13 protein-coding genes are annotated in these 15,728 nt (G+C 71.4%); 2 read left to right on the forward strand and 11 right to left on the reverse strand.

Annotation, left to right across the window (positions count from 1 at the left end):
* Positions 1-52: 52 nt before the first annotated feature.
* From WME79_RS32305 to WME79_RS32345, 9 genes are all read right to left on the reverse strand, one after another.
* Positions 53-1,498 (reverse strand): hypothetical protein, encoded by a 1,446-nt coding sequence (locus WME79_RS32305; RefSeq protein ID WP_437522701.1) that lies wholly within the window; start codon positions 1,496-1,498, stop codon positions 53-55.
* Entirely contained in the window at positions 1,495-3,714 is a 2,220-nt protein-coding gene (locus WME79_RS32310; RefSeq protein WP_437522703.1) for a bifunctional metallophosphatase/5'-nucleotidase, read from the reverse strand. The genes WME79_RS32305 and WME79_RS32310 overlap by 4 nt, the downstream gene beginning before the upstream one ends.
* Positions 3,711-5,681, reverse strand: coding sequence for a phosphoenolpyruvate--protein phosphotransferase (ptsP, locus tag WME79_RS32315; protein ID WP_437522705.1), 1,971 nt, complete (start codon positions 5,679-5,681; stop codon positions 3,711-3,713). The genes WME79_RS32310 and ptsP overlap by 4 nt, the downstream gene beginning before the upstream one ends.
* Positions 5,678-5,962, reverse strand: coding sequence for an HPr family phosphocarrier protein (locus WME79_RS32320; protein ID WP_437522706.1), 285 nt, complete (start codon positions 5,960-5,962; stop codon positions 5,678-5,680). The genes ptsP and WME79_RS32320 overlap by 4 nt, the downstream gene beginning before the upstream one ends.
* On the reverse strand, positions 5,959-7,020 hold the full coding sequence (rapZ, locus tag WME79_RS32325; RefSeq protein ID WP_437522708.1) for an RNase adapter RapZ: 1,062 nt from the start codon (positions 7,018-7,020) through the stop codon (positions 5,959-5,961). The genes WME79_RS32320 and rapZ overlap by 4 nt, the downstream gene beginning before the upstream one ends.
* On the reverse strand, positions 7,017-8,270 hold the full coding sequence (gene hprK, locus WME79_RS32330; protein WP_437522710.1) for an HPr(Ser) kinase/phosphatase: 1,254 nt from the start codon (positions 8,268-8,270) through the stop codon (positions 7,017-7,019). Before hprK ends, rapZ begins: the two co-directional genes overlap by 4 nt.
* A 44-nt stretch (positions 8,271-8,314) precedes the next feature.
* The gene (locus tag WME79_RS32335) at positions 8,315-8,794 is read right to left on the reverse strand and encodes a PTS sugar transporter subunit IIA (protein WP_437522711.1); all 480 of its coding nucleotides are present in this window, start codon (positions 8,792-8,794) and stop codon (positions 8,315-8,317) included.
* A gap of 436 nt (positions 8,795-9,230) precedes the next feature.
* Complete coding sequence (hpf, locus tag WME79_RS32340; protein WP_437522713.1) at positions 9,231-9,599, reverse strand: ribosome hibernation-promoting factor, HPF/YfiA family; 369 nt, start codon at positions 9,597-9,599, stop codon at positions 9,231-9,233.
* Positions 9,600-9,930: 331 nt separating this feature from the next.
* Positions 9,931-10,275, reverse strand: a complete 345-nt coding sequence (locus WME79_RS32345) for a sigma-70 domain-containing protein (RefSeq protein ID WP_437522715.1) — start codon at positions 10,273-10,275, stop codon at positions 9,931-9,933.
* 336 nt (positions 10,276-10,611) lie between these two features.
* On the opposite strand from WME79_RS32345, the gene WME79_RS32350 reads away from it, so the two are divergent.
* Positions 10,612-11,478 carry an oxygenase MpaB family protein gene (locus tag WME79_RS32350; RefSeq protein WP_437522717.1) on the forward strand — a complete coding sequence of 289 codons (867 nt, stop codon included), beginning with the start codon at positions 10,612-10,614 and terminating at the stop codon, positions 11,476-11,478.
* 99 nt (positions 11,479-11,577) lie between these two features.
* On the opposite strand, the gene WME79_RS32355 is transcribed toward WME79_RS32350, so the two are convergent.
* The gene (locus WME79_RS32355) at positions 11,578-12,636 is read right to left on the reverse strand and encodes a serine/threonine-protein kinase (RefSeq protein ID WP_437522719.1); all 1,059 of its coding nucleotides are present in this window, start codon (positions 12,634-12,636) and stop codon (positions 11,578-11,580) included.
* A 164-nt stretch (positions 12,637-12,800) separates the two neighbouring features.
* On the opposite strand from WME79_RS32355, the gene WME79_RS32360 reads away from it, so the two are divergent.
* Positions 12,801-13,832 carry an isocitrate/isopropylmalate dehydrogenase family protein gene (locus tag WME79_RS32360; RefSeq protein ID WP_437522721.1) on the forward strand — a complete coding sequence of 344 codons (1,032 nt, stop codon included), beginning with the start codon at positions 12,801-12,803 and terminating at the stop codon, positions 13,830-13,832.
* A 66-nt stretch (positions 13,833-13,898) separates the two neighbouring features.
* Here WME79_RS32360 and WME79_RS32365 read toward each other — a convergent pair whose 3' ends face one another.
* A complete protein-coding gene (locus tag WME79_RS32365) occupies positions 13,899-15,626 on the reverse strand; it encodes an ATP-binding protein (RefSeq protein ID WP_437522723.1) in 1,728 nt (575 codons plus the stop codon).
* Positions 15,627-15,728 lie beyond the last annotated feature (102 nt).

A 15,728-nucleotide genomic window follows, 5' to 3' on the forward strand; every position in this document is an offset into this window, starting at 1 on the left:
GCCTGAGTGAGCCGGCGGGCGCGGGGCGGCCGCGTCGAAGGCGAGGAGGTGGCTAGTTGGTCTCCGCGTCGTTGTCGTCGAGGCTGCGCGTCCGGACGCAGGCCTCCTTCGAGGGCTTCGTGCCCGGCGCGCAGCCGGGCGCCGCGCAGACGAGGTCGTCCGGACAGCGGGCTTCGATCGTCCAGTTCAGCGAGCCGCCCGAGAAGTTCCGGAGCGTGCCAGTCACCGCGTCGATCACCTCGCCTCGGTGCGACGTCGGATCGAAGGCGCTCACCGTGCCCGTCTGGATCTGGATCCTGCTCGACCCGTCCGTGATCTTGTAGTTGCCGCGCGCGGCGTAGCTCGTCCACTCGCTGCACTCGGGATCGTCCGAGCACGCGTTCGCGCAGCTCCTCTCTGTCTGGCTCTCGAAATCGACCTGCCCGTCGCCGTTCAGGTCGCAGCTCGACTGCTCCGCGGCGAAGACGTTGTCCCTCGCGGGCCTCGGACCGAAGCGCTCGCTGATGTGGAACCCCTCGACGCGCACGAGCCCGCTCTCGAGGCGCTCCATGGCCAAGGCGTCGGCGATCGTTGGGCCGTCGAGCACCGCCGGCTCCGGGACCAGGCACTCCGCTCCTTCCTGCACGCGCGCGATCTCGTACGAAGGGAACGAGAGCTGGGTGAAGCCGAAGAACTCGTCGACGGTGCCCGCGAGGTACTCGAGCCGATCGCAGACACGCAGGTTGGCAGGTGTGTTGAAGTTGAACGCGAAGAGGTGGTTGAAGCCGCTGCCTTGGCCGGCCAGATCGCTGACGTAGAAGCCGTCGCTCGAGACACGCGTGACGACGACCTGCTGGGGAGCCGCGGTGTTGATCTGCATCGCTTCCGACGGGTAGGGCGTCGCCGAGCCGCCGCCCTGCACGTCGGCGATGCGCGGCAAGGCGTACGCGACCGGCTTCGAGACGCCGGCGCTGAAGGAGCCGCCCTCCTCGGTGTCGTCGTCCGCGAAGGCGCACCCCGGATCGGCGGGGAAATCGACGAGCACGTCGCCCGGCGCGTCGTCGTTGACACCGTTGGCGCACGCGGGACGGTCGCCCCGGGACGCGGGCTGGTAACCGAGGTCCTCGACCCACAGCCGGGTGGGCCCGTAGACGGCTGTCACGTGGGCGACCCCCTCGGCGACGCCGTCCCGCAGGCGGATGTTGCGGCCGACCGCGATGCCCTCGCCGTCCGCCTCGACGTCGAGCACCGCCCCGGGCTCGACGCTCAGCCTGACCATGCCGTCGAAGGGCGCCCGGCGGCCGGCAGCGTCGCGCGCCTCGATCCTGAACGACCAGGTGTCCGCCGCGTCGCCGCGGTCGGCCGGCAACGGCGCCTCGGCGGAGGGCGGCGCTTCCCCGTTCACTTGCACGACCTGGACCCAGAAGCTCGAGACGCCCCGGGGCGGCCCGCCGTCGCTGCCGCACCCGGCGAGCGCGGCGGCCGCGAGCGCCGCTCGGAGCCGCGCCCGCGGCGTCACTGGCCCACCATCCGCAAGCGGCCGTCGGAGAAGTTGCCGAGCCGCCGGTCGACGCACGCCAGGTACTTGCACTGCTCGCCCGCGGCGCTGCACGGGGCGAGCGCGCTCTCGCACTGCTCCCGCACCCAGTCGGTCGGGGCCTCGGCGCAAACGTCGCGCTGGTAGGCGGCGACGTCGTCGCGGCAGCGCGCGAGCACACACGCGCCCCGGGAGCACGGCGCCGCGCCGGTCTTGCACGCCTGCCCCTCGACCACCGACTCAGGGCACGCGCAGACGAAGCCCTCCCCCACGCCCGCGCAATCGGCGTCCCGCTGGCACGACGCGAGCTCGCCGCGCTCGTCCGCGCCACACGGGCTGCCCGCGCGGATGTGGTCGATCAGCGCGTCGCGCTGCTGCACCTGGGTGTCGAGCTGCGTCGTGTTGCGCTGGAGCACCCGGAACCCGCTGCCGCCCTGGGCGAGGTAGCTCGACGTCGCGAGCTCGTAGGTCGCTAGCGGATCGATCGGCTGCCAGCACCGCCTCGCCTCGACGTCACAGCTGCCCACCTCGCCGCCCGGACAGTCGGCGTCGCCGTTCGGGCACGCGATCGTCGGCTGGCGCGCGCCGATGTACACCTGGGTCGCGACGCCGGACGCGGCGCCGTCGGCCGAGCGCGCTGCGCAGTCGATGACGACCCGCGCGCCCGCGATCTGCGCCTGCGAGACGCACCCGCGGCCGCTCGATCGGCGCGCCACGAAGTCGAAGAGGTCCTGCACCTCGAGGCCGGAGAGCTGCATCTTCGAGATCGAGTTGTCGAAGGGGAAGATGTTGAACATCTGCTCGACCGTCACCGGGCCGGGCACGAGGTCGGCGCGGATGCCCGTCGTGTTCGTGAGCGCGAAATCGGTCTGGATGCCGAGGCGCAGCCACATCGCCCCGGCGATGAGGTTGCCGAGCGGCGAGTCGCCGCCGCTCGGCGAGACGCGGCGGGAGCCGTCGAGCGCGTAGCCGACCAGGAGATCGAGGTTCGCGAGCGCGTCGAGCCCCTGCGCGTACGGCTCGAGCACCGAGGCGACGATCGGATCGGCGGGCACATCCTCGGTCACCGGGAAGAGCTCGTACCGATCCGAGAGCACCTCGAAGCCGTTCAGCGGGTCGTAGCCGCCCCCGAGCTCGGAGGCGTCCCTGGACAGCACGAGGTCGAGCCGCCCGACGAACTTGGCGAACGCGCCGGAGTGCGCGAGGACCACGTCGCGCGGCGTACAGTAGCGTCGGCGCTGCGCGCCCTCCCCGGGCGAGCGCTCGTCGTTCAGGAGGATGTAGTGGCGCTGCTTCTCCTCGTCGTAGTACCGCGAGCAGTCGCGGACGCGCTTCGGCGGCTGGAGGACGATGTGGTTGTGCCCGCCGAGCACGACGTCGATGCCCGTCGTGGTCTCGATCATCCGCTCGTCGCCGTCGAGGCCCAGGTGGGTGACGAAGACGATGACGTCCACCGTGGGGCGGAGCAGGTCGACGTAGAACTGGGCGACCTCGGTCGTGTTCAGCGGGGTGACGCCGAGCCGGTTCGGCGCCTCGAAGATCGACGTCAGGCTGGAGAGGTTGCCCATCCCGACGACGCCGACCTTGAGGCCCTCGAGGTCGAAGACCGTGAACGGCTGCAGGATGGCGCCGAGCGGAGAGGCGCCGGGCTGCGCGGGGTCCTCGAGCTGGTAGTTCGCCGCGAGGATGGGGAAGGCGGCGTTCTGCTGGAGCTGGATACCGAGGTTCAGCGCGCCGCGGTCGAACTCGTGGTTGGCGACGATCATGGCGTCGACACCCATGGCGCCGAGCGCGCGGATCTCCGCCTCTCCCGAGTAGAAGTTGAAGATCGGCGCCCCCTGGAAGCAGTCGCCGCCGTCGAGGTGAAGCGCGCGCGACGACCGGGCGCGCTCGCGGCCGAGGAGATGGGACATGCGCGCGGCGCCGCCGACGTTCGCGATCGAGCTCGCAGCGCCGAGCCCGAGCCCCGCGTCCACCTGGCCGAGCTGCAGGTTGTACGGGAAGAGCCGCGAGTGGATGTCCGACGTGTGGAGCAGGGTCAGGTGCACCTGCCCGACGAGCCGCGTCGGCGGCGCCTCCTCCTCGCAGCCCGCCGCGCACAGGCCGAGCGCCACCGCGCAGGCGGCCAGCGCGCACGCCACGCCGGACGCGACCGGCGCTGCAGGCGTCGGCCCCACCGCACCGAGCACGCCGCTCACCGCGTAGCGCGCTCTCCCGTGAGCAGGTCGTAGAGGTCCGGCGCGAACGCGGCGGCGACGCAGCACTCGACCTCCTCCGCCGTCGCGCAGGCGAGCGCCTCCGCCGCGACCGCCTCGGCCTCTGCGACCGTGATGCGCCGGAGCGTCTCCTTGATCTCCGGGATCGCCGCCGCCTCCATCGAGAAGTCGCGGAGGCCGAGGCCGAGCAGGAGCAGTGCGGCGAGCGGATCGCTCGCCATCGCGCCGCAGAGAGAGACCGGCCTGCCGAAGTCCTGGCCTGCCTGGATCACCTTCGTGATCAGCCGCAGGATCGACGGATCGAAGGGCGAGGCCAGGTACGCGAGCGAGCGGCTCGTCCGGTCGACCGCGAGCGCGTACTGGATCAGATCGTTCGTCCCGAGGCTCAGGAACGCGGCCTCGCGCGCGAAATGGTCGACCATGATCGCCGCCGAGGGCACCTCGATCATCACGCCGAGCGGGATCTCGTCGGCGCACGGCTGGCCGCGGGCGCGCACCTGCTCCTGCGCGCGGTGCAGCAGTGCGCGCACCTGCCGGAGCTCGCCGAGGCCCGCGACCATGGGGATCATGATCCGCACGTCGCCATAGGCAGAGGCGCGCACCATGGCGCGGAGGTGCTCGAGGAAGACGTCGGGGCGCGAGAGCGCGAGCCGGACCGCGCGGAGGCCGAGCATCGGGTTCATCTCGGGCGGCACCTGGAACGTGGAGACGAACTTGTCGCCGCCGATGTCGAACGTGCGCAGCGTGACCGGCTTCGGGCGGAGCGCCTCGACGACGGCGCGGAAGATCTCGAACTGCTGGTCCTCCGAGGGCGGGGACGTGCGGTCGATGTAGAGGAACTCGGTCCGGTAGAGGCCGATGCCGTCGGCGCCCTGATCGCGCGCGAGGATCGCCTCGGCCGGGAGCTCGACGTTCGCCCGGAGCGACACCTTGACGCCGTCCTTCGACTGGGCGGCCCGGTGCCTGGACTCCGAGAGCTCCTTGCCGAGCGCGACGTAGCGTTCGGCGCGGGCGCGCGCGTCCGCGAGCTCGGCCGGGCCGGGGCGAACGACGACCGTGCCGCGCAGTCCGTCGATCACCACGAGGTCGCCCGTGATCACGCGCTGCAGGACGTCGCTGACGCCGACCACGGCCGGGATCTCCAGCGCGCGCGCCATGATCGAGGTGTGGCTCGTGCGGGTGCCGACCTCGGTGACGAAGCCGACGACCGGCTCGTCGACCATCGCCGCGGTGTCGGCCGGCGACAGGTCGTGCGCGATGAGGATCGTCGGCCCGGAGAAGCGCGGGAGCGCCGCGCCGAACGTCGCCGGCATGGCGATCGAGTTCTGCAGCTCGATCAGGCTGCGCGTGGAGAGCGGAGAGGTGTCGCGCGAGGACGGCGGCTCCTGGGGCGGGAGGCTGAAGGCGCGCAGGAGGCGCTCGCCGACGAACAACACGTCGTGGCCGCGCTCGCGCAGGTACGGGTCGTCGAGCGCGGCGAAGCGGCCGGCGATCACCTCGCACGCGGCCGCCACCGCCCACTCGGCGCAGCGGCGCTCCTCGGTGACCTGGCGCTTCACGGCGTCGGCGAGCGCCTCGTCGCCGAGCATCAGCAGGTACGCTTCGAGGATCGACGCCTCGGCGCGGTGATCGCCGATGCGCTTCGCCATGTCGCGCAGCTCGTCCTGCGCGCGCTCGACCGCGGCCTCGAAGCGCTCGAGCTCCGCCGCGATCTCGCTGGAGCTGACGCGGCGGCGCGGGTGGTTCGTCCGGTGCCCGCCCATCACGACGGCCGCGCCGATGGCGACCCCAGGCGACCCGGCGATGCCCCGCAGCGTCTCCGTCCGGGCGCCGGGCGGCATCGAGTCAACCCGGGCGCTGGGCGCCGCCGAGTCGCTCCGGACGGCGTCCGCCGGGGCGGGATGCTCGTCCGGAGCGTCCGACGAGAGCGCGCTCGGGCCGCGCGTCACTCGTGCTCTCCGAAACGCGCGGCGATCAGGTCGCCGATGGCGGAGACGGCGTCGGCGGCCTGATCGCCCGTCGCGCTCACCTCGATCTGGGTGCCCATCGAGCCGCAGAGCAGGAGCACGCCCATCACGCTCTTCGCGTTGGCCGACTGCCCGTCCGGCCCGGTCAGCGAGATCTCGCAGTCGTAACGCCCCGCGAGCTGCACGAGCTTCGTCGCGGCGCGCGCGTGGAGCCCGCGCACATTGATGATGGTGAACCGCCTCGTTACCGCCTCCGTCGTCACCGCTCGCCCCCCGTCACGCTCGTGTCCGACGCCGGGCGAGGCTCCGACGGGGTCGCTCCCGGCTGCGCCAGCCGGAGATCCACGCCGGGCGCCCCGGCCATGCCCTCTCCCACCCCCGAGGGTACACCACTCGTGCTCACCCGGGCGACGTCCCGGTGTACGACCGTGATGGGGAGCCCCGTCTTCCGCCGCAGGCTGTCGCTGAGCGCGTTGGTGAGCACGACGGAGCGGTGCCGGCCGCCGGTGCACCCGATGCCGACGGTCAGGTAGCTCTTTCCTTCGCTGGCGTAGCGCGGCATGCAGAACGAGAGGAGCTGCTCTGTCCTGCAGATGAACTCGAGGGCATCCGCGTTCTTCAGGATGTACTCCCGCACGGGCTCGTCGTTCCCCGTGAGCTCGCGGAGGCCGTGGACGAAATACGGGTTGTCGAGGAAGCGGACGTCGAAGAGCAGATCGGCGTCGAGCGGGATGCCGTACTTGTAACCGAACGAGACGAACCGGGTGGACATCCGGGGCATCTCGACCTTCGCCGGGCGCAGCCGCTCGATGACGACGCGGCGCAGGTCGTGCGTCGACAGCCGGGTCGTGTCGAGCTCGATGGTCGCCCTGGCCCGCAGCGACGCGAGCCGCTCGCGCTCGAGGAGGACGCCGTCGAGCATCGCGATGGCGCCGCTGCCGCCGGTCGTCAGCGGGTGCGGGCGCCGCGTCTCGCTGAAGCGCCGGAGCAGCGTCTCGTCCGAGGCGTCGAGGAAGAGGATCACCACGTCCCGTCCCGTCCGGATCGAGTCGAGCGCCGCCGTGGCGCCCGCCAGGAAGGAGCCCACCCGGACGTCGATGCCGAGCCCGATCCGGGTGATCCCGCCCGACTCGCACGCCTCGACCGCCGGCTGCACGAGCGACGTGGGCAGGTTGTCGACGCAGAAGAAGCCGAGGTCCTCCAGGGCGTGGAGCGCCGTCGACTTGCCCGCGCCGGAGAGGCCCGTGACGACCACGACGCGCCCCGGCGCGCCGTCGGGCCCGTGCAGGCCGTGCTGCTGCTGATCGCCTCCGTTGCTCACCCTCGCCTCCTCGGCCGCGGCAGGCTCACGGACGACTCCGTGGGGCTGAACCCGGAGCTCGGGCGATCGGGGGGCGGCCTGCCCCGATCCGCCGGCGGCCGGAAGGCGCTGCTCGGGGGGTTCGGCGCGTCCGCGCCGCGGCCGGGCGGCGGCGGCGGCGGCCGGGGCGGGCCGGGCGGCGCGGCGCTCCGCGGGGCGCCTTCCTCCGCGAACCTCGCCGGCGGCGGGATCGACGACTCCTCCGGCGAGCGCTCGCGGAGCAGCTCGCCCTCGACGTTGCCGAAGAACTCGCGGGCCGCGTGGAACCCGGCGTTCTTCAGGAGCTCGTTGCGGGCGGCGACCTCGAGGATCGACGCCATGTCGCGGCCCGGGCGCACCGGGATGACGAGCTCCCGGATCTTCACGCCGAGGATGGTGTGGTACCGCTCGTCCAGCCCGAGCCGATCGTACTCGGTGTCCTTCGACCACTCGACCAGCTTCACCACGACGTCGATCCGCTTGCGCTCGCGGATCGACGTGACGCCAAAGAGGTCCTTCACGTTGAGGATGCCGAGGCCACGCACCTCGAGGTGGTACCGGAGGAGCTCCGCCGGGGCCCCGAAGACCATGCCGGGCGGGCGGTAATCGCACTCCACGGCGTCGTCGGCCACGAGCCGGTGGCCGCGCATCACGAGATCGAGCGCGCACTCGCTCTTGCCGATCGCGCTCGACCCCATGAGAAGGAGGCCCACGCCGAAGACGTCGACGAGCACGCCGTGCAGCCGCAGGCGCGGCGCCAGGCGATCGTCGAGCAGCGCGTGCAGCGCGGTGATCGTGGCGCTCGACCGCACCGCCGAGACGAGGAGCGGCGTCCCGGTCTCCTCGGCGCACTGCGCGAGCTCCGGCACAGGGACGAACCCGATGCCGGAGCCGTTCGCCTCGAACGGCTGGTCACCTTGTGTGAGGATGACGCAGCACAGGCCGAGCTCGAAGAAGCCGCGCAGCGACAGGAGCCGATCCTCGCGGGAGAGCTTGTGGAGGAACGAGAGCTCGGTCTGCCCGAGGATCTGCACCCGCGTCGGGACGATGCCGTGGAAATGGCCGACGAGCGCGAGCCCGGACTTCTGGATGCGGGTGTTCATGATGGGCCGGTCGAGGCCCGCGGCGCCGGCGATGAGCGTGAGATCGATGCCGAGCCCCTCGTCGGCCATCAGGCTCCGCACCGCGATGGCGGGGCGGTCCGCCCGCCCTCCGCGGGTCGAGGGGGGCATCCGGCCGCCTCCTTCCCCTTCCTGTCCGCCGCTGCGCGGGCCGCTCATGACACCGACCTCCCTTCCTCGGCGGCGATGAGCTCGAACGCCGCGCGCCCGGTCGAGGCGCCGAGCAGCCGCCGCCTGAACGTCTCGTCCCGCAGCAGGCGGGAGATGCGCGCCAGCGTCTTGAGGTGCTCGCCCGTGGCGCGCTTCGGCCCGATCACGGCGACGAGGATGGACACCGGCGCCCCATCGATCGCGTCGAAGTCGATCGGCTTTGGGCAGATCAGGACCGCGCCGATCAGCCGATCGACGCCCTCCATCGCGCCATGGGGGATGGCCACGCCGCTCCCGACACCGGTGGACTGCAGGCGCTCACGCTCGCCGAGCACCCGCTCGATGTCGTCGGCCTTGACCCCCGGCTGTCCTGCCGCGAGCAGGGCGGCGAGCCGGCGGAGCGCGTCCGCCTTGGAGCGGACGACCCCCTCCTGCTCGCTGGCGACGGATACCTGGTGCGCGGTCAAGATATCGCGGACTTGCATGCTGATTTCGGCGCTCGGGCGAGGTGAGAGGGCTCTGGAACGGCGCACGTGGCACGGTCGGCGCGGCGCTCGGCCAGGGCCAAGCGAGCCGATGTGGCCATCGTACCCTGGGGAGTTCGGGTACGCGACTCAAGGACGCTATCGCGGCGAGCGGCCCGAGAGGGAGCGTTCTTTCGGCGCGCGCCGTCGCGATCGCTGGGCGACCGCCGCGGCGCTCCACGCAGGCCCCCCGGGCAGGTTGGGCGTGCGCAGGGGTGAGCTGATGGAGACGAGCGCCCTTCGCCGCCGCGGCGAGCGCGGCGGCTCACGCGAAGGGAGCGCACCGCCTCGCCCGCGAACGGCGACTCAGCTCACGCGGAGGGAGAGCGCCGCGCCGGCGGGCGCGGCGGCCCTCGCTCCGGTTCGTGCGCCGCGCCTCGGCGACGCGCGCGGCGGCTTACGAACGGGTACGCCCCGCCGCGGCCACCGCTTCGCGCTCCACCTCCACGGCGTACTCGCCGGCGCTCGTCCCGCCGCGCTTCCGCGCCATGGTGTGACCCTTCCCATCGCGGATCTGCCGCTCGAGCTTGTCGTGGACCGTGTCGATCGACGCGTACATGTCCTCACCCTGCTCGGTCGCATGGAAGGCTAGACTGCCGGAGGAGATGCGAACGTCGGCGACGTGTGTCAGCCCCTCGACGGAGAGGGTGACCTGCGCCGTCATCGCCTGCCTAAGGAACTTCTGAAGCTTGGCCACCTTCTCGTAGGCGTACTTCTTCACGGCCTCGGTACCCACCATATGCCGGAACGTGATCGTGATGTTCATCGGGTCCAGCCTTCCTTCCCTGATGCGTAGATGAAACAATCGACTACGGCTACAGAGCACCCCTCCATCTCCATAGTATCACTGATGTAGAGCTCTGGTCTGCACTCAACGGCGCAGCGCTTTCGTTTTGTTTGGCGTCGTTCCGTTTCTGCGCTTCTTGCCCTGACTTGCCCTGACTTGCCCTGACCTGCCCTGACTTGCCGCGGGTTGCCGCGGGTTGCCGCGGGTTGCCGCGTCTTGCCCCGGGTTGCCACCTCTCGCGCACCTCGTGGTGCCCACGCGTCACCGTGGCTTGCCGCGCTGCGTCCTGCGCGGCCAGCGCGCCTCCTCTTCAACAAGCCTTGGCACGCCCCGCTTGTTCCAGCGCCCGGCGCACCGTGTGCGGGGCATGGCTCGAGGCCAGCGCGATCTCGCCGATCGTGGGTGTGCGTCCGAGCTCGGCCGCGAGCCGCCTCGCGCTCGCGAGGACGGCGCGGAGCACCTCGACATCGCCTGGATCGAGCGGCTCGGCGACGCGGAGGCCCTCGGACTCGAGCCGGTCGATGATGTACTCGACCTCCTCGTACGAGACCGCCCGGCGGCCGACGACTTCTGCGATGTCGTTCAGGTCCACCCGACCGGTCGACCGATGGCGTGTAAGGAGCTCCTGGATCATGTCGTCGATGACAGGCGGCACAGCCCTAGCGTGCCACCTTCGCGCAGGCCGCGCACGCGCCAGCGCGGGCGAAAGCGGGCCCGAAGGCCGAGCGCGAGACCGAGCTGATCGAGCGTCTCGGCGCACCGCTCGCGGCCCTCCCCGCGCGGCGCCTGGCCAGCCGGCTCGCCCGGCGCGGACCCGCCGCCGCATCACAGCTCATCATCACGGCGCTCCACGGTGGACCGCACCTCACCTCGTCTCGCCACGCTCGCCACGATCGACGTCTTCCGCTGTTCAGCGATGTTTCCGGCAGGATACGCGAGGCATGATAGAAATGGACGCGTCATCGGGCGGATACACATCAGGAGACCTTCCATGCGCTGGGCCCCTCCCGAATCGCGATCGCGTTATGCGATCCGCGACCACATCGAAACAAACCTGGATCCGGTCAGGGATCATCAGGAGATCGCATTTCTCTCGACGTGCTATGATTTCCCGTGGGACACGCAGCACGCCCTCGAGCTCGCGCTGTTCCGTGTCTTCGGAATCGCCAAGGGCACACCGCTCCTGGTGCAGACAGGGGAGTTTCTCCAGCGCACCCAGAAGCGCTACGACGATACGGTCCTCATCCTCTCCGAGATGCTGGAGAACGGATACGACAGCGAGCGCGGCCGGGCGGCGCTGAGGCGCATGAACCGGCAGCACGGGCGTTACACCATCCCGAACGATGAGTACCTGTACACGCTGTCGACGTTCATCTTCGAGCCCATCCGCTGGAACGAGCGCTTCGCCTGGCGCGCGCTGCTCGAAAAGGAGAAGCTCGCGGCCTACCACTACTGGGCGCAGGTCGGGGCGCTGATGAACATCAAGGATATCCCGCCGAGCTACGAGGCGTTCGAGCGGTTCAACCTCGATTACGAGGCAGAGCACCTGCGGTTCTCGGAGGACAACCGGAAGCTCGCCGTCGCGACGCGGGACCTCGTGCTGGGCTGGGCGCTGCCGAGAGCGCTATGGCCGCTCGGTGCGCCGGTCCTCCATGCGATGATCGATGATCGCATGCTCGACGCCGTCGGGCTGCCGCGGCCTCCGCCCGGGCTGCGCGACCTCGTGCAGGCGGCGCTCCGCGCGCGCGGCCCGCTTTTGCGGGCCATGCCGCGCCGGCGCTCTCCGCGCCTGCTCACCCGGCGGAGGAACCGCACGTACCCGGACGGCTACCGCATCGAGGATCTCGGCGCGCGGTGACCTGCGCAGCTCCACGAGCCGGCGAGCCCAGCCGCCGCGCCGGGCGAGCGGCTGCCTGCTGGCTCAAGGCTGCCTGCTGGCTCAAGGCTGCGTGCCGGCTCAGGGCAGCTGGCGCCGCAGGAACTTGAGCGCCTCCCGGGCAGCGGGGTTCACCGGCTCGTAGACGTCGGGGGTCTTCCTGAGCGGTACACCGATCGGCTCGCCGGGGCGGACGCCGAGGATGCGCTCGACGTCCTCCAGGAGCGCTTGCATCGAGTCGTAGCGGTTCCCGGGGGCCTTGCGGAGCGCGGTGGCGACCAGCGCCTCGATCCGCCGATCGATGCCGGGCCGGATCGTGCTGAGCCGGGGGGCCGGGGTGCAGGCGTGCTGGGCGACGACCACCACGTCGTCCGGCGAGGAGAACGGCAGCTGGCCGGCGAGCATGCGGAACATGGTGACGCCGAGGGCATAGATGTCGGTGCGGCTATCGATGGGATCGGCGAGGGCCTGCTCTGGGGCCATGTAGGGGACCGTGCCCAGCACGAGACCGGCGGCGGTGGTGGGGCCCGTCTTCAGCTTCGCGAAGCCGAAATCCATCATCTTGAGCAGGCGCGGGCCGCCCTGGGAGCGGACGAGGAACAGGTTGTCCGGCTTCACGTCGCGGTGGATGACGCCGGCCGCGTGCGCTGACGCGAGCGCCGACGCCGCCTGCCGTATCAGCGGAAGCGCGACGGCCTCGCTCACGGCCACCTCCCGGCGGAGCAGGACGCCGAGCGACTCGCCGGTGAGCAGCTCGAGCACGATGAACGGGGACCCGTCCTTGCGCTCGCCCGCGTCGAGCACCCGGACGATGTTGGGGTGCCCGAGCTCGGCCGCCACCTCGAGCTCGCGGAGGAACCGCTCGCGCTGGGCCCGATCGGCGGCGAAGCTGCGGTTCAGGATCTTGATCGCGACCTGCTCCTTCGTGCGGCTGTCCGCCGCGAGGTACACGCGCGACATGCCGCCGGCGCCGATGAAGCCCTGGATCACATAGCGATCCTCGAGGATGGCGCCGAACTGCCGCGTCGGCTGCGCCGGCGGCGGCGCGGCCGACAGCGACTGGACGAGGCGCGCGCCGTCGTCGGGGCAGAAGCCGTACGAGCGATCGGTGTACGCGCGGTGGCAGCGCGGGCAAATCATGGGACCCGGGTCATGATGGCGGCGGGGGCGGGGATCCTCAAGGGACTTGCGGGCAGGCGGCGCGCGACGCCGCTCCGGCGAGGTGGATCGCGGCACGCACCTCGGCTATGCGTGCGCCTTTCCTCGTCGACGCGACGATTCACCCCGAGATCGAGAGACAGCCCGTGACCTCACAGAAGCACCCTGCGACCCTCATCCCCGGCGACGGCATCGGCCCCGAGATCGTGGACGCGACGCTGCGCGCCCTCGACGCGCTCGGCGCGCCTTTTGAATGGGAGACGTGCGTGGCCGGCATGGCCGGCGTCAAGGACGCCGGCGACCCGCTGCCGCGGGCCACGCTCGACAGCATCCACCGCACGCAGCTCGCGCTCAAGGGGCCGCTCGAGACGCCGATCGGCGGCGGGTACCGCTCGTCCAACGTGCGCCTGCGGCAGGAGTTCAAGCTCTTCGCCAACGTGCGCCCCGCGCGGACGCTCATCCCGGGCGGCCGCTTCGAGAACATCGACATCGTGCTCGTGCGGGAGAACCTCGAGGGCCTCTACGTGGGGTTCGAGCACTACATCCCGATCGGCAGCGACGAGCACGCGGTGGCGATCGGCTCCGGCGTGAACACCCGGGTCGGCTCGCGCCGCATCGCCGAGTTCGCCTACGACTACGCAGAGAAGAACGGCCGCAAGAAGGTCACCATCGTCCACAAGGCGAACATCATGAAGGCGCTCACGGGCATCTTCCTGGAGACGTCGCGCGAGGTGAGCAAGGGCTACGAGGGCCGCGTGGCGACCGACGAGCGGATCGTGGACGCGTGCGCGATGCAGCTCGTGCTGAACCCGTGGCAGTTCGACGTCATCGTCACGACGAACCTCTTCGGTGACATCCTCTCGGACGAGATCGCGGGCCTCATCGGCGGCCTCGGCATGGCGCCGGGGGCGAACATCGGCCAGCACGCCGCGATCTTCGAGGCGGTGCACGGCTCGGCGCCGGACATCGCCGGCAAGGGCGTGGCGAACCCGATCGCGCTCATGCTCGCCGCCGCGATGATGCTCGATCACGTGGGCCACCGGGAGCTCGCCGGCCGCCTGCGCGCCGGCATCGACGAGGCGCTGAACCTGGACGGGGTCCGCACCCGCGATCTCGGCGGCAAAGCGGACACGAAGACGCTCACCGACGCCATCGTGGCGCGCATCAAGAACGGCTGAGCGGGCGGCGTCAGCACGGCGGATCTCGCGCCTTCGCCGCGGCGCAGGCCGCGATGGCCCGCGGGGTCAGCCGCCGCGCGAGAGCGGGAGCGTGAAGTGGAAGGACGTCGTCTCGTCCGGCGCGCTCTGCGCCCAGATCCGACCGCCGTGTGCCTCGACGATGCCCTTGCAGATGTAGAGCCCGAGGCCGGTGCCGGGCGGTCGGCCACGGGACCGGTCTGACGAGAGCCGCTGGAAGCGCTGGAACAGCCTCGGCAGCTCGTACGAGGGGATGCCCGGCCCGCGGTTCTCGATCGCGACCTCGATCTCGGCGTCGCGGAGAGAGAGCGTCACGCGGGTCGGCGCATCGGGATCGCCGTACTTGGCGGCGTTGAGAAGGAGGTTCCCGAGCACCTGCTCCATGCGCGCCGCGTCCACGTTGACGGGCGGCACGTCCTCGTCCGCCGTCAGCACGATCGCGCGATCCGGCCTCTCAGCGGCAGCGAGCTCGACGTTCGCGTGGAGCAGGGCGCGCATGTCCGTCGGCTGCCGCTCGAGCGAGAGGTGCCTCGCCTCGATCTTGGAGGCGTCGAGCAGGTCTTCGGCCATCCGATCGAGGCGCCGGACGTTCGACAGGATCTTCTGGCTCCACGCCGTCGCACCGGCGGACTCGGGCAGCCGCGACAGCATGCCCGCATAGGCGGAGATCGCGGAGAGCGGTTGCTTGAGGTCGTGCGCCACGAGGGAGGTCCACTCCTCGCGGAGCCGCTCGATCTCCCTGAAATTGGTGACGTCCTCGTAGCTCGCGATGGCCCCGTGGATCGCTCCGTCCTCGCCCCGGATGGGGCCAGCGCTCACCACAACGGGGACGTAGCTCCCGTCCGTCCTTCGAAACCACAATTCCTTACATATCGTCCCCTCGCCATGCGCCGCGCGAACGAGGGGCATTTCAGGAAGCAGGAGTGGCCGTCCCCCTGGTTCGCACAAAAGCGCACCTTGCCCCAGATCCAGCACCTCGAGCGGGTGCGGCCCGCCGCAGAGCTCCTGGCAGCGGCGGCTCGCAAGGAGCGAGGGGCCGCCGCGCTCGTCCAGGACGGCGATGGCGACGGGGAAGTCTTCGATCACGCTGCGCAGCCATCGCCGCTCCTCTGCGAGGCGCCACTCGACCTCGAGGAACGCAGCTTCGGTGGGCTCCAGCGCGTTCGCGCCCCGTACGTCGTCGGCGCCCCCGGAGCGCGCTCGCGCGCCCGCGGCGGGCTCAGCGCCTGCGAGCGCGAGCGCGAACAGCGCGCAGAGGGCCTGCACGCACGGGAGGAGCTCCTGGAAAGGCGCGCTGCGGCTCCCGAACGCGCAGAAGAGGACGCCGAACAGCCGGTCTGCGCTGAGCAGGGGCGCAGACAGAACCCAGTGGGGCCTCATGCTGGCCGCGAGCGCGCTGAGCTCGGAGAAACGCTCGCAGGCGGCCTGGTCGACCACGGCATGCTCGATGCGGCGGCTCTCCGCGGCGCGCAGCACGAGCGACGACGTGCCCGTGAGGTCCTCGAGCTGCGCGGCGACCGCGCTCGGCAGGTTGGAGGAAGCGACCAGCCGGATCGGGCGCGCGTGGTGTTCCACTGCGGCGCCGTACAGAAGCGAGAGGTCTGCGCTGAGCAACCGGGCGGCTTGCTCGGCGATGATCTCGCGGAGCGCCTGCGGCTGAAACTTCCCTGAAAGCGCGGCGGCCGCCTCGACGACGACCCCGGCGAGCTGGGCAGTGGCGGACTCAGGCTCGCCCTCGTTGTGGCCGAGTCGGTCGTGCGCTGAGGTTCCCGCCACGCTTTCCCTCGCAGCCATGCCCATAGCACCTGCGCTGGCACGCGCCGTTCCACGAGCGACGCGCCATGCCTGTTCCCAGGGTACAGCATGCGCTGTGTGCCG

This window comes from Sorangium sp. So ce726 (assembly GCF_051521405.1).
Taxonomy (GTDB): Bacteria; Myxococcota_A; Polyangia; order Polyangiales; family Polyangiaceae; genus Sorangium.